The following is a 16,095-nucleotide window of genomic DNA, read 5'->3' on the forward strand; positions in this document are numbered from 1 at the left end:
TCGGGTCGGACCGACGGATAAAAAGGGGTTCAGGCGGCGCGTGCGACCTGGTGGCCGGGCGCGACTTCAAAGAGGGGAACGATGGCGGGCTCATCCCCGACGCGGCGCACCGGACTGGGAATCTCGCCTTCGATCAGGGACGTGTCGATGTGGCGGCCGGGCTCGGCCACCGGCACCGCGGCCAGCAGCTTGCGGGTGTAGGCATGCTGCGGCGATTCGAAGATCTGGCGGCGCGTGCCCAGCTCGACGATCTGGCCCAGGTACAGCACCGCCACGCGGTGGCTCACCTTTTCCACGACCGCCATGTCGTGCGTGATGAACAGATAGGACAGTCCGCGGTCCTTCTGCAGATCCATCAAGAGGTTCAGGATCTGGGCCTGGATCGACACGTCCAGCGCCGACACGGACTCGTCCGCGATGATCAGTTTGGGATTGCTGGCCAGCGCGCGCGCGATGCACACCCGCTGGCGCTGGCCGCCGGAGAACTCGTGCGGATAGCGCCGGGCGTGCTCGGGCTTCAGGCCCACCTGCTCCAGCAATTCGCCCACGCGCCGCGCAATCGCGTCCTCGCCGGACAGCAGGCCGTGCGTGCGGATCGGCTCGGCGATGCTGAAGGCCACGGTCTTGCGCGGATCCAGCGATGCGTACGGGTCCTGGAAAATGTATTGGATCTCCTGGCGCAGCCGCTGGCGGCCGGCACTGTCCATCGAGAAGATGTCCTGGCCGTTGTAGCGCACCGCACCGGACGTGGGCGCCACGAGCTGCTGCAGGGTCTTGCCGATGGTGGATTTGCCGCTGCCCGATTCGCCCACCAGGGCCAGTGTTTCGCCGGGGTAGACGTCAAAGCTCACTTCTTCAACGGCGTGCACGCGATGCGTGACCCGGCCGAACAGGTTGTGGCCCACGTCAAAGCGCGTGGTCAGCTTGTCGACGCGCAGCACGGGCTCATCGTAGCGGGCCGTGTCCTGCTCGCGGGTCTCGCCCACTTCGCGCAGCGTCTCGCCTTCCAGCACGGTCTGCGGCGTGCGCAGCGGCAGGTCGCGGCCCGTCAGGCTGCCCAGGCGCGGCACGGCAGCCAGCAGCGCGCGCGTATACGGATGCTTGGGTGCCTTGAAAATGTCTTCGACGGTGCCTTGCTCCACCTTCTTGCCGCGCAGCATCACCACCACATCGTCGGCCATCTCGGCCACCACGCCCATGTCATGCGTGATGAAAATGACCGCCGTGCCCAGGTCGCGCTGCAGTTCGCGGACGGTGTTCAGGATCTGCGCCTGAATCGTCACGTCCAGCGCCGTGGTCGGCTCGTCGGCAATCAGCAGGCGCGGCTGGCACGACAGCGCCATGGCGATCATCACGCGCTGGCGCATGCCGCCCGACAACTGATGCGGATAACGGTCCAGCAACTGTTCGGCGTCCGGCAGCCGCACTTTCTCCAGCAGCTTGCGCGCGGCCTGGCGGGCCGCCGAACGCGATAGCTGCTGGTGCAGCATGATCGCCTCGACGATCTGGTCGCCGATGGTGAACACCGGGTTCAGCGACGTCATCGGCTCCTGGAAGATCATCGCGATGTCGTTACCGCGGATCGCGCGCATCTGCTCGTCGCTGGCCTGGGTCAGGTCCACCTCGCGGTCCTCGCCGTCGCGAAACAGGATCTGTCCCGTCGAGATGCGGCCGCCGCTGTAGTCCGTCAGTCGCATGATCGCCATCGACGTCACCGACTTGCCCGACCCGGACTCGCCGACGATGGCCAGCGTCCTGCCGGGCCGCACATCGAAATCCAAGTTGTCGACGGCGCGGAACTCGCCGGTCTCGGTGGTGAAGTCGACCGAGACGCCCCGCACGGACAGCAGCGGGGCGGTAGAAGAAACAGTAGTGCTAGACAACGTGGATTCTCACAGCGAGGTGGCGGCGCGGGCGGCCTGGTCGTACAGGCCCGAGAGGGCGCGCAGGGTATTGGCCAGTTGATGGCTGGCCTCATCCGCGGCGGGGGAGTCGATGAAGGGCTTGACGAGGCATTGCTCGCGCACTTCGGCATAGCGCTGGATCGCGGCCGCGCCAGCGTCGGTCGTGGTGTAGATCACTTCCTTGCCGGTCTTGGCGCTTTGCACCACGCCCAGCCGTTCCAGCTTCTTCAGCGAATAGTTGACGAGGTGCGTGTCTTCGACATTCAGCGTGAAGCAGATGTCCGCCAGCTTCTTGCCGCGGCCGCGGTGGAACACGTGGTTGAGCACCAGAATGTCCAGCGACGTCAGCTCGGGCAGGCCCGCACAGGCCATGCACCGCACCATCCAGCGATTGAAGGCGTGCGACGCGATGATCAGGCCGAATTCGACTTCGGACAGTTCGGGCGCGGACGAGGCCAGATGGGAAGAGGAAACGATGGCGTCCCGGACGGATACAGGCATGGGGCAGGCAGGCAAAAGGACGGATCGACGATAAAACGTTGGCGAATTATTGATGATTTGTTGATTTAGGGGACATACGGGATAACCCGGAGTGGGGCGCATTTTCGGATTGTTCTGATTTTTGTCGGGGTGGGCGGCCGTCTACAAAGCCAGCGGCTCCGGGGGGCGGCATGCGCCAGCACGTAGCTCCATCAAAAAACGTCCGAAGAATGCGTACATGCAACAAATAAAGCGAATCCGATTCGTCGTCGAACAGATAAGACAGATAAGACAGATAAAACAGATAAGTGGGTTGTGCCGTCGAACAGGGGAATTGGCGAAAGCAGCGTTGCCGGCTGACCGAGCGCCCCGCACGCAGCGCTTCAGCGGATATTCGGGTGCGCCCTGTCGTGCAGCAAGGCTCTGGCTGTTGCAGTGGACCGTCATGTTGTGTGCGATGGCGGTCGGCGGGCCCGCAGTGGCGCAGACGGCGCCGGACGCCGTGCTTCGGGCCACGGAACTCCAGCGCCGGCAAGAACAGGAAGTCGATGCCCAGCGCGCCCGAGCCGCCGAGCGCCCCGACGCGCTGTCCTCATCGCCCGCGCAGCGCGCGCGCGGGCTTGATCTTCCAGCCGAAACCCCTTGCTTCCCTTTGCGCGAAGTCGCTTGGGAAGGCGCTCCGCCTCCCCGCGCGCTGGCCCTGGCTGCCCAGCACGTTGTCGGGCAGTGCGTGGGCGGGCAGGGGTTGCGCGCCCTGCAGGAACACCTGATCGGCCTGCTCATCGACAATGGTCAAGTCACTGCGCGCGTCGTAGTGCCGGAGCAGTCCCTGGCGGCCGGCACCGTCACGCTGCGCTACCTGCCCGGCCGCATTTCGGCCGTCAAGGGGGAGGGAACCGTCGGTTGGTGGCGCACCGCGCTGCCCACGGCACCAGGCGGCGAATTGAACCAGCGCGACCTGGATCAGGCGATCGAGACCATCCGCCGGCTGGGCAGCCAGGCCGATGCCGCCATCGACATCGTGCCCGGTCCCGAGCTGGGGGACTCCGACCTTCTCATCAAGCCCGGCACCGGCAAGCGTTGGCACGGCTATCTGGGCGGTGACAACGGCGGGATGGATAGCGTCGGAAAATACCAGATCAACGCCGGGCTGACGCTCGACTCTCCGTTGTTCCTGTATGACCAGTTGTCGGTGTCCTGGAACAGCAATGCGCACTGGCGTGATACGGAATCCCACACGCGCGCGGCCTCCGTCAATTACAGTATTCCATTCGGCTACTGGACCTTCTTCACGGGCGCCAGCAAGTCCACGTATCGCCAGACCGTCGCGGGCTTCGAAGATCCCATCATCTATGGCGGCACCACCAAGCAGATCCAGGCGGGCGTGTCGGTCGTGCCGTATCGCGGCACGGCCTACAAAGGCAACCTGTCCGTGAGCTTGTTGCGCAAGCGCACAGAAAGCACGTTGAACGACGTTCCCATCGACGTACAGCGCCGCGACGTCACCGGCTACGAGATCGGCTTCGGGCATCGCCACTACGTGGGCCAGGCCGTGCTGGACATCGGTGGTGGCGTGCGGGGCACGCTGCCGCAGTTCTCCGACCAGCCCGGTTACGTCTACGGCGATCCGGACTGGAACGGCCGCAGCACCCTCTACACCGCCAACGCCGGCCTGTACCTGCCCTTCAAGGTGGCGGACCAGCCCTTCGCCTACCAGGCCAACTGGCAGATCCAGCACGCCAAGACGGCCATCGTGCCCGCCGACTACTTCACCATCGGCAACCGCTACGCCGTGCGCGGCTTCGACGGGCAGATGACGCTGGCTGCCGAAGACGGCTGGACATTGCGCAACGACCTGTCGTGGAACCTGGATGCGGTGACCGGCCTGCCCGGGCAGCAGCTCTACGCCGGCCTGGACGTGGGACGCGTGGGCGGCCCATCCGCCGCCTACCTGTCCGGCCGCACGCTGGTCGGGGCTGTCGCCGGCGTCCGCGGCCGTTTCTCCATTCCCTACGTCAATGCCAGCTATGACCTGTCGGCCGGCTGGCCGCTGAAGAAACCCGAATCGCTCGAAACCGCATCCACCGTCTTCGCGATGGCTGTGATGTTCGAGTTCTAAATCAGATGTTGCTCATCAGGTGCGCATGATGTCCAAGCTCCGTTCATTGATTGTCTGGTCCCTCGTCTATACGCAGGTCTGGACGCCCGTGCTGGCGCAAACGCTGCCGATCTCGGTCGACAAGGGTGTCCCGGGGCAGAAGCCGATCGTGGGCGTCAGCAATGGCGTTCCTGTCGTGAATATCGCGCCGCCGTCGGCTGGCGGCGTCTCCAACAACCGCTACACCCAGTTCAACGTGGGCCCGTCGGGCGTGGTGCTGAACAACAGCGGCGGCGCCAGCCAGACGCAGCTTGCCGGCCAGGTGGCCGGCAATGTCATGTTGGGCAACCAGCGTGCCACCACCATCCTGAACCAGGTCACCGCGCCCAACCCGTCGCAACTGATGGGCACGCTGGAAGTCGCGGGCAACCGGGCCAACGTCATCGTGGCGAACCCGGCGGGCATTACCTGCAACGGCTGCGGCTTCCTGAACTCGGACCGCGCGACCCTGACCACGGGGCGGCCCCAGATCGGGCCTGACGGCAGCATCGCGCTGGAGGTGGCCGCGGGCAAGATCCGCGTCGAAGGCGAGGGCATGAACGGCACGGGCGCCGGTCAGGTCGACCTGATCGCCCGGACCCTGGAAATCAACGCGGGCGTCTGGGCCGATCGCCTCAACGTGACGGCGGGCGCCGCGCGCGTGGATTATGCGACCGGCGCGGTGTCGGCCCAGGCGGGCGAAGGCCCGGCGCCCGAGGTGGCGCTGGACACCGCCGCGCTGGGCGGCATGTACGCCAACAGCATCCGGCTGATCGGCACCGAGGCCGGCGTGGGCGTCAACGTGGGCGGCAACCTGGTGGCCTTGACCGGCGACCTGCAGGTCAGCGCGTCGGGTGACGTGCGCATTGCGCCCAGCGCCGCCGTCCAGGCGGCGCGCGATCTGCGCCTGGCGGCCGGGCGCGATCTGGCCGTGGATGGCGTCGCGCAGGCTGCGGGCGGCGTCGCGCTTTCGGCGGGACGCGACGCCCAGATCCAGGGCGCGGTCGGCGCCGGCGGGGCAGTCGATGTGGACGCTCCTGGCGACGTGATCGTCGCCGCGCAAGGCGCCCTGCAGACCCAGGGCGCGCTTCGCGTAACGGCCGGGAAGGACCTGACGCTGGGCGGTTCCCTGCTGATGGGCGGCCAGGACGTGCGCATGGAATCCGGACGCCATGTGCGGATCGGCGGCGATGCGTCCACGCCGGGCGCGACGCCGCCGGCCATCGGCGGCTCGGGCTCCGGGCCCGAGGCGGGCGGCGAAACGCCGTCGGGGGGCGCGGGGGCAGGAAGCGGCGCTGGCGCGGGCGGTCCGGTCACGGACGGCGGGGCGTCTGGAGCATCCGGCGGCGCGGCGCAGGCCGGCGCCGATTCGAGCGGGCTGGTGACCGCCAAGGGCGGCATCGCCCTGAAGGCCGGGCGCGACATGACGCTGCCCGCGCAGGTGACGGCGGCCGGCGCGCTGCATGCGCAGGCGGGCGCGGACCTGGCCACGGGCGCTACCGCCCAGTTGCAGTCGGGCGGACCGGCGACGATACGCGCCGGCGCGGACCTGCGCGTGGGCGGCCTGGTCGGCGCGCGCGGGGACGTGTCGCTGATGGCGGGACGCGACGCCCAGGTGTCCGGCAAGGGCGCGGCCACGGGCCGCCTCGCCATGGACGCCGGGCGCGACCTGCGCCTTGACGCACCCGCGCAATGGGACGCCGAAGGCGCCGTGGCCGCAAATGCCGGCGGCGACATGGCGCTGGCCGGCGCGCTGCGCGCCAACGGCGACACGGCAATCGCGGCCGGCGGCAAGCTGGCGATCGACGGCGCGGTCTCGGCCGCGTCCGGCGGCCTGAACGTCTCCGCAGCCGGCGATGTGTCCGTGGGCGCGCAGGCGCAGGTGGCCGCGGCCGGCCCCGTCGGCCTGAACGCCGCCGCCGATCTGCAGAGCTTCGGCAAGGTCACGTCGCTGAAAGACCTGTCGCTGCAGGCGGCGCGCAACCTTGCGCTGGACGGCGAGACGCTCGCCACCGGCGATCTGCGCTTGCAGGCGGGCCAGGCCCTGGCTGCGGCTTCCGCGTCGCGGCTGCAAGCGGACGGTTCGGTGACGGTTGATGCGGGCAACGCATCGCTGGCAGGCCTGCTCATCGCGGGCCAATCCGTGCAAGTGAACACGCGGGACGGCCTGCGCGTGGACGGCACGATGCTGGCCGACGCGGGCACGCTCAAGGCCGTCAGCGGCGGCGACATGACGCTGGGCAGCGCCAGCGTGCTGCAGGCGGGCCGGCAGTTGGACGCGCAGGCCGGCGGCAAGCTGCTGGCGGACGGCACCATCTCCGGTGAGACAGACATCCGGCTTGCCGCGGGGACTAACGCCGAACTGAATGGCAAGACGGTCGCCAACGGCGCCCTGCGCGCCGAAGCCGGCGCGGACCTGACCATCGGACAGGCGGGCCTGGCGCAAGGCAGCAGCAAGCTGTTCCTGGGCGCGGGCCAGGACCTGCGCGTGGCGGGCACGGCAGGAACCGCGGACATGGGGCAGGGGGCCGAGGGCTTCCTGCAGGCCCAGGCGGCGCGGGACTTCTTTGTGACCGGCGTCGTGACGGCGGGCACGCCCGCCAGCCTGTCCGCCACGCGCAACCTCGGCATCGACGGTACGGTGGCGGCGCTGGCGGGCGGCCTGATGGCAGACGCCGGCGGGCAGTTGCGCGTCGGCGCAGCGGGCCGCATGCGGGCCGCGCAGAACCTGACCGCCCGATCCGGCGGCGACCTGGACTCCGACGGCGTCATTGTCGCGGGCGGCGGCCTGACGCTGATGGCCACGGGCGATGCGCGCCTGGGCGGCACCGCGGCGGCGCTGGGCGACACCGCCGCGGGCAACCTGCTGCTGGGCGGACGCGATGTGACCATCAAGCAGGGCGGGCAGGTGCAGGCCGCGGGAACGCTGACGGCGCAAGCCGGGCGGGATCTTGTTGCCGCAGGCGCGCTCGCCTCGGTGGAAGACATGATGCTGACCGCCGCGCGCGATGCGCGCGTGGATGGCACGGCGGCCAGCGACGCGAACCTGTCGCTGACCGGCCGCAACGTGGCCGTGGGCGCGGCGGGCCTGGCGCAAGCCGCCGGCACGCTGGCCGCCACGACGCAAGGCACGCTGCTCGCGGCGGGCAGCATGCTGGCGGGCGTCACGCAGACGCTCACGGCCGGCGACGACATGACCGTGGACGGCACCGTCGCGGCATTGCAGGGCGACCTGACGCTGGAAACGCTGCGGGGCAATCTGGTCCTGGGCGCCGCATCGAACCAGCAGGCGGGCGGGGCGCTGGCCGCCACCGCTGGCGGCGCGCTGCAGGCCTTGGGATCGGCGGCCGCCGGGCAAGGCCTGACGCTGCGCGCGGGCTCGGACGCCACGCTGGGCGGCATCGCCGCCGCGCAGGCGGGCAGTGTCACCGTCACCGCCAACCAGAATCTGGCGACCACCGCCGACGCCCGCATCCAGGCCGCCGACGCCATCGACCTGCAGGCAGGCGGCGCGCTGCAGAACGCCGGCATTCTGTCGGCGGCGGGCGCAGCCACGCTGCTGGCGGGAACCACCCTCGACAACACCGGTTCGGTGCTGGCGGGCGGCGACGCCAACGCCACCGCATCGGGTGCGCTCAGCAACGCCGGCCGCTTCATCGCGGGCGTCGGCGAAGACGGCGCGCTCAGCCTGCCCGGCAGCCTCAAGCTGACCGCCGCCTTCATCACCCATCCGGGCATCAGCGCGGCCGGCAAGGACATGACCCTGTCCGCGGGCGGCATGGACCTGTCCGCCGGCAACCTGTCTTCCATCGGCAAACTCGCGCTGGCCTCGCCCGGCGACATCGCCACGCGCAACGCCGTGCTGCACGGCGGCAGCCTCGACATCTCCGCCGCCAACCTGCGCAACCAGGGCGGCAAACTGACGTCCGCCGGCGACGCCGTGCTGAAACTGGGCGGCGAACTCGACAACACCACCGGACTGATCGCCGCCGCCGGCAACGTGCAGATCGAAGCGGCCCGCGTCGGCAACGCCGCTGGCACGCTGGCGGGCGGGGACCTGACCCTGGCCACGGCCGGCGCCGTCGACAACCGCGGCGGCCTCATCCAGGCCGACGAAACCCTCACCCTGAACGCCGCCAGCCTGGACAACAGCGCCACGCTGACCGCCGCTTCCGCGCCGCCTAAGGGCGTGCAGGGCAAGCTGGTCACCATCGTTGCCGACCGCGTCAACAACCAGGGCGGCTCCATCAGCGCCAGCCAGGACCTCACGATCACCACTGGGGAACTGGATAACGCCGGCGGCGAAGTCGCCGCCCAGCGCTATGCGACGATAGACGCCGCACTGCTCAAGAACAGCCAGGGCAAGGTGATGGCGGGCGAACGCCTCGCCATCATGATCCAGGCCCTGCAAGGCCTGGGCGCCCTGCAATCCGCGCAGGACCTGTCCTTCACCTACACGGGCTCGCTCAACCAGACCGGCGACATCGCCGCCGGCCGCGACCTGAGCATGTCCGTTGGCGGCGCCATGGACAACAGCGCCACCGTCAGCGCCGGCCGCGACCTGACCATCACGGCTGCCTCGCTCAACAACCAGGCCGACGGCGAGCTGCTGGCCGGGCGCAACAACACCATCAACGTCACCAACGGCCTGACCAACTCGGGCCTCATCGACGGCGGCGCGACCAACATCACCGCCGGCCGCGTCGACAACTTCGGGCGCATCTACGGCAATACCATCTCGATTCGCGCGGGCGAACTGGTCAACGGCGCGGGCCCCGGCGGCGGCGCCGTCATCGCATCGCGCGGCGACCTGGATCTGGGCATCGGATCGCTCGTCAATCGCGAGCATGGACTGATCTACGCAGGCGCCGACCTGCGCATCGGCGGTGCGCTGGATACGAACGGCCAGGCCATCGGCCAAGCCGTATCGCTGCTGAACGCGTCGGCCACCATCGAGGCAGCGGGCAACGCGGCAATCTCGGCCGCGTCCCTGCAGAACGTCAACACCAACTTCGTCAGCCAGACGTTGCCGGTTCTCACGGTCCCCAAACTGTACGTGACCCCGGAGGGGTCGACGGACATGTACGACATGGAAACCAACTGGTTCTGCGACCAGGTAACGCCCATGTGCGGCAAGGTTCCCGAATGGTTGGACGACGATCCCGAGCGCCGCTTCCTGTTGCCGTCGGACAAGTATCCCGCGTCGCGTTATGGGCCGCCGTTCGATTACGTGCCAAACAAGAAAGGCCGGGCTGGCGAGACTGCGCCCATCCCTGTCACCTTCACCCCCCAAACCGTTGCGTGTTCGGGAGGAGACAACGGCGGCGATTGTTGGGACGTTCCCGAGTCGTTCTTCTACAGCAACGATGCGCCAGTTTGGGCCGTTTTTGGCGTAACCCCGCCGTCCGGACTCATGCCGGTGTGGCAACCGCCGCTGCGAGAGTGCTTTGGCACGGAAGCGTGCGCGGCGGAGGCAGCGCGTCGCCAGGCATACGAAGATGCCTATGCTGCATTCCGAGCTCCGCATATCGAGCTGGACCAGCGCATCCGCGAATTCAACGCCGACTTCGACAGCCGTCTCGTAGGCACTTTCACCTACTACGAAGTCGAAGAAACCGTCACCGAAACCCGCACGGTGTCATCGGATCCTGCCAAGATTCTGTCGGGCGGGGCCATGACGCTTACCGGCACCGTCACCAACGACAAGAGCCAGATCGCGGCAGGCGGCACATTGTCGGTTAGCGGTCCCGCCATCAACAACATCGGCGCCGCAGGCGAGCGCGTCGTCGTCCGCAACGGCACCGCCACTGTCACCCAGGCCCGCGACAGCGACCGCAAGGAATACGCCAGCGCCTACACGCAAACTCTGGCCGCGGAATCCATCGAACTGCCTGTGGGCACTTCCGGCGGCAACCTGTCTGTTTCACTCAGCGGCGGCGCGCCCGGCGCCAGCGGCGCCACGGCGCCCGGCCCGGTTCTCATCGCCAGCATCGGCTTGCCTGGCGGCAACGTCGTGCGCACGGTCTCCAACCCGGCCACCATCCCGGACAGCCAACTCTTCGCCGTCAATGGCACGCCCGATGCGCCCTACGTCGTTGCCACCGACCCGCGCTTTGTCGGCAACCGCCCGACCGTCTCCTGCGACTACCTGTTCGACCTGCTGCAGCAGCCCGGCGCGCCCGTCGGCAACAGCGGCGCCTCCGGCTCCGTCAACGCCGGCCTGGGCAACAACCCCGGCGGCCTGAACGCCCTGATCCCCGCCGGCGCGAAATTCCTCACGCCGTCCGGTCAGCCCCGTCGCCTGGGCGACGGCTTCTACGAACAGAAGCTCGTCGCCGACCAGATCCTGGCCACCACCGGCCAGCGCTTCCTGGAAGGCTTCGGCGACAACGACAGCCAGTACAAGCAGCTCCTCGCCAACGGCGCCCAGTTCGCGATGAACAACGGCATCAAGCTGGGCGCGGCGTTGACCGAAGCCCAGCAGCGCCAGCTCACCACCGACCTCGTCTGGCTGGTCGAGCAGACCGTCACGCTGCCTGACGGCACCACCGAGACCGTGCTGGTCCCGCAGGTCTACCTGTTGGTGCGCGAAGGCGACCTGAAGGGCGACGGCACCCTCATGGCCGGCCGCGACGTCAAGCTTGCGGCTGACGGCGACATCAACAACAGCGGCACCATCGGCGCGCGCGACGCCACCGTGATGACGGCGGCCAACATCGTCAACCAGGCCGGAGGACTGATCCAAGGTTCCATTGTCGACCTGGCCGCGCGCGAAGACCTGATCAATCTGGTGTCGCTGATCAAGGGCGACAACGTTGCGCTGTCCGCGGGTCGCGACATCGCGCTGACCTCCACGTCGGCATCCGAGAACCACGGCGCTTCGTGGGGCTCGTACATCTCCGGGGTATCGCGTGTGGACGCGGGCAACCTGAGCATGCAGGCCGGTCGCGACATCAACCTGACGGCGGCGCAAGTCACCGCCACGGAAGACGCGCGCCTGCAGGCGGGCCGGGATATCAACCTTGCCACGCTTACGCAGAGCCATAACGAATCGCTTGTGCGCAATAGCAAGAACCGCCACGATCTGAGCACCAGCAGCGAAGTCGGGACGGTCATTGCCGCTGACGGCAATCTCACGCTGATTGCGGGGCAGGACTTCAACGCTCGTGCAGCGGATGTCATGGCCGGCAATCAGTTGGGTGTCGTAGCAGGCCGCGACATCAACATCGGCGCCGGAGAAGCCTCGGCCTCCGCCCACGACGAGGTGCACTACAAAACCCGCGGATTTCTCTCCAGCAAGACCACGCATCAGGCCGACTCGATGGCCTGGACTCAAGCGCAAGGGTCGACCTTCAGCGGGGAAGAGGCGGTTCTCCAGGCCGGCAGGGACTTCTCGCTCAACGCCTCGCAGGTTCTTGCCAGCAAGGATCTCATCGTCGACGCGGGCCGCGATCTGTCGGTGACGGCGGGAACCAACACCTACGGAGAAAGCCACTACGAACGCGTGAAGAAAAGCGGACTGTCCTCCGGCGGCTTTGGCATTTCATACAAGAGCAGCGATTCCAAGACACTGCAGACCGTCGACGGGATGACGCAGAGCGACGCGCGCAGCCTCCTGGGCACCACGGGCGGAAACGTCATCATGACGGCTGGCCGGGACGTCCTGGTTGCCGGCAGCGACGTCGTGGCGGGCAAGGCTGCAGGCGATATCGCGGGCAGCACGGGCAACATCGATATCCAGGGCGAGAACGTTGCAATCGTGGCCGGCCGCGATGTCGAGAACACCCACAGCGAGTACTCGCTCAAGCAAAGCGGCTTCGGAGTTTCCGTTGTCGGCACCTTGATGGACACCGTCAAGAACGTGTCCGCCGCAGGTTCCGCCAAATCCAAGGCGCAAGAGCTCGGTCACAGCGGGGCTACGACGCCGGGGGTGTCGCTGTCCTACAGCAGCAGCAAGAGCGGCGGCTCGTTCGACTCGTACAGCCAGGCAAGTAGCGGTTCCTCGCTGAGCGCCGCGGGCGATATCGTGATTCGTGCGACCGGGAACGGTTCGCGCGATGCCTCGGGCCGGGCGCAGGATGGCGACATCCTGATCTCCGGTTCCAGCCTGCGCGCCCAGGGCGGTGTCGTACTGGATGCCCAGCGCAACATCGCCGTCGTCGGTTCCGACAATCGTCAGAATCAGACCAGCGAGGAATCGAGCAAGAGCACCAGCTTCTCGATAGGCAGCATGAGCCTGGGCGACATTGGACGCGCGATCGATGGCGGGCCCAATTCCAGCGGCGTCAAGATGTTCCCCTACGGCAGCGAATCGGCGCAGTCCGATGAATTGTCCTCCGGCACGTGGCAGACCTCATCGCTCATCACCGGCAACAGCGTTCATCTGAACAGCCGTGACGGCGACATCCGCATCGCCGGATCGGCCATCGACGCCATCAACAACGTGGGCCTTTTGGCCAACCGCGGATCGATCGTCATCGACACGGGCAGCGCGACGCGCGACCACAGCAGCAGCTATAGCAACAAGACGGTGGGCGATCTGGGGCGTGAGGGCAGCGGCTTTTCCGTTGGGGTGCGCAGCAGCAGCGGCAGCCTGGATGAGCGCAGCAGCACGCCAAGCGCAGCCGGCAGCACCATCACCAGCCATCTGGGTGACGTCTCGATCGTCGCCATGGAGGACGTATTGGTGCGCGGAAGCGATATCCGCGCAGGCCGGGATCTGCTCATGGCCGGTCAGTCAGTCGCCATCGAAGGCAGCTACGACACCAGCGTCTATCGCCAGTTCCAGGAGACCAGCCAGATCGGCGTAACCATCAGCGCCAGCAATCCGGTCGTCAGCGCCGTGCAGAGCACCAACCGCATGCGCGAGGCCGCCCAGGAGACCAACAATGGCCGCCTCCAGGCCATCGCGGCAGTCGCGGCGGGCCTGGCGGCCAAGAATGCCTACGACGCGGTAGCCAAAGACCCTGCCAAGGTCGGCGGCATCAACATCAACGTCGACCTGGGCGCCAGCAGCGCCAGCCAGACCAGCACCGGCCAAAGCAGTACCGCAAGCGGCGCCGCCATTTCGGCCGGCCGTGATATGACGATCATCGCTGCCGGCAAGGGCGACAAGTCCGACATCATCGTGTCGGGCTCTGACCTGGCCGCGGGCCGCAACATTGTCCTGGATGCGCAAGGCGACATCCTGCTCACCGCCCAGCAGAACACCGCCAGCCAAAAGACCGACGGCAAGAGCAGCAGCGCCAGCATTGGCGTGGGCTTCTCGATTGGGGGAACCCAGAACGGCTTCAGCATCAACCTGGGCGCGGGCGGCAGCAAGAGCAAGAGCAATGGCGAGGACCTGACGTGGAACAACACGCACGTGCAGGCCGGCAACGTGCTGACCATGAACTCCGGCGGCGACACGGTCCTGCGCGGCGCGCAAGTCAGCGCCGACCGGATCCTGGCCACGGTGGGCGGTGACCTCACCGTCGAAAGCCTGCAGGACATCAGCAGCTACACGGCGCGCGACCGCAGTGTGGGCGTGCAGGTAAGCCTGTGCATCCCTCCCATCTGCTACGGCGCCAGCTCGGTCAGCGGCAACTACGGCAACACCAAGATCAACAGCCAATACGCCAGCGTTACTGAGCAGTCAGGCCTGTGGGCGGGCGATGGCGGCTTCCAACTCGATGTCGCCAAGAACACCGGCCTGATCGGCGGCGTCATCGCCAGCAGCGACAAAGCGGTCGCCGGCGGCAAGAACGTCCTGATCACCGGCACCCTCACCAACCGCGACGTCGAGAATCACGCCAGCTACGACGGCCAGTCCATCCAACTGGGCGGTGGCGTGAGCCTTGGCGGCGGCAACGACGATGGCAAGGACAAGAGCAACATCGGCACCGACGGCAAGGGCGAGATCGCGGGCGGAAGCAAGGCCACGCCCAACTCCAACCTGCCCAGCTCGAACGGCGTGAGCATGGGCGCGCCGGTGGTGGCGGGAGCCAGTGGAGAAGCCAGCTCGCCCACGCTTAGCGGGATCAGCGGCGGCACGATCGTCATCGCTGACGAGGCGGGGCAGAAGGCGCTGACGGGGCAGACGGTGGCAGAGGTGATTGCGGGGTTGAACCGTGACACCAAGGACACGCTGAACAGTCTGGATCCGATATTTGACGAGAAGGAGATTCGGACGGGGTTTGAGGTTGTCGGGGAGGCTAGTCGGCAGGTCGGGCAGTTCATGGCGAATCGGGCGAATGAGGCACGGGCTTTAGAAATCGAGCTGGAAAACGAAAAGAAGAAGCCGGGTGGCGGCGATCCAGTCCGCATTCTCGCGCTTAACGACTCTTTGGCTGACGCGGCTAAGTGGGGGCCAAGCGGGGAGTATCGCTTGATCGCCACAGCTATCCTGGGTGGGGCAGCAGGTAATGTCACAGGCGGCGTTTCCGACTTTGCGCGGGCCAGCGCAGTCAATTACCTGCAGGGGTTGACCACGCAGCAGGTCAAGTTGTACGCCGATATGTTGGGAGACGGTCCCGAGGCCCAGGCCGCCCGCGCCGCGTTGCACACTGTGGTGGGCTGCGGGGCGAGTGCGGCCCGGGGCGATGGGTGCGGAGCGTCCGCATTGGGGGCTGGTGCAGCGTCCGTGGTGAACGGTCTGCTGGATGCTGCAAGCGGCAAGGCCGGCTCGGCGTTGTCGCCGGAGGAGAAGGAAGCCCGCAACAATCTGGTGGCCTCGTTGTTGGCTGGGGTGGCGCTCGGGCTGGGGGAAGATGTTAGTGGGGTGGTAAATAGCGGAAGGCTCGAGACCGAGAACAATGCGCTCGGGACTGCGGTCAGGCGATTAGGGATACCAGCAATGAGCGCGTGTCTCCGTTTGCCTGTGTGCTATGAAACCGCCCTCACACGCGCACAATACTCGGCGATTACGGCGCTGGCGGCCGAGGCAATGGCAAAGGCCCCTGGGCTGGACGATGATCAAGCGCTATTGCTGGCGGTGACTAAATTCCTGGCAGGTGAAGTGCCTGTGGGTCTGCCTGGTAAGCCTGGAGAGCCCGTTCCGCCTGTGGCTATACCGCCTGGTGGTGGTGTTGGAAATCTGCCTGACACGCAGGTGCCGGGTCAATCAGGGCAAGTGCCGGACGTTGGCGGGGTGCCGGGGCAGGAGAATAATGGGCCGGTGGGCGGAATGATAATGCCGTCGCCGCTCCCGGAAGATGAGTGGCCGGATCTAATATTTAGTGAGAGCAAAGGTGTTCCTCCGTCTATAGTCGGGCCAGACGGCAGGCTGCCTGCCGGAATTGGGGGAGCCGGGACACCGATTCCTATGCTTCCTACAAAGAATCCGGATGCAACCGCCGAAGATTTTGCATTGGGGGCATTTAATGGGCAAAAGCCGTTGAAGGTTTTGAATGATATATCTGGACCCGGCAGTTGGGTGGCGATCATGCCTGATGGTACTGCAATCACTTACAGACCCGCTGGCCAAGCGTCGTCGGCAACGGCGGACACTACCGCCACTGTTGAAGTTAATAGTGCATCAATAAAAGAAATTAATTCGGGAAAAATCGCCAAATTTAAGTTTCCATTACTTTAAAT

The 16,095-nt window shown here is 67.0% G+C and carries 4 protein-coding genes; 2 read left to right on the forward strand and 2 right to left on the reverse strand.

Annotation, left to right across the window (positions count from 1 at the left end; all coding sequences use genetic code 11):
* Window positions 1-29 precede the first annotated feature (29 nt).
* Both BMW75_RS13935 and BMW75_RS13940 read right to left on the reverse strand, forming a co-directional pair.
* Window positions 30-1,883 carry an ABC transporter ATP-binding protein gene (locus BMW75_RS13935; RefSeq protein ID WP_092580094.1) on the reverse strand — a complete coding sequence of 618 codons (1,854 nt, stop codon included), beginning with the start codon at window positions 1,881-1,883 and terminating at the stop codon, window positions 30-32.
* 9 nt (window positions 1,884-1,892) lie between these two features.
* Window positions 1,893-2,405 carry a winged helix DNA-binding protein gene (locus BMW75_RS13940; protein ID WP_063641272.1) on the reverse strand — a complete coding sequence of 171 codons (513 nt, stop codon included), beginning with the start codon at window positions 2,403-2,405 and terminating at the stop codon, window positions 1,893-1,895.
* Window positions 2,406-2,829: 424 nt separating this feature from the next.
* On the opposite strand from BMW75_RS13940, the gene BMW75_RS13945 reads away from it, so the two are divergent.
* Both BMW75_RS13945 and BMW75_RS13950 read left to right on the forward strand, forming a co-directional pair.
* A complete protein-coding gene (locus BMW75_RS13945) occupies window positions 2,830-4,503 on the forward strand; it encodes a ShlB/FhaC/HecB family hemolysin secretion/activation protein (protein ID WP_092580096.1) in 1,674 nt (557 codons plus the stop codon).
* Between the two features lie 25 nt (window positions 4,504-4,528).
* Window positions 4,529-16,093, forward strand: a complete 11,565-nt coding sequence (locus BMW75_RS13950) for a hemagglutinin repeat-containing protein (RefSeq protein WP_092580098.1) — start codon at window positions 4,529-4,531, stop codon at window positions 16,091-16,093.
* Window positions 16,094-16,095 lie beyond the last annotated feature (2 nt).

It is taken from the genome of Achromobacter sp. NFACC18-2, from assembly GCF_900108985.1.
GTDB lineage: Bacteria > Pseudomonadota > Gammaproteobacteria > Burkholderiales > Burkholderiaceae_B > Achromobacter.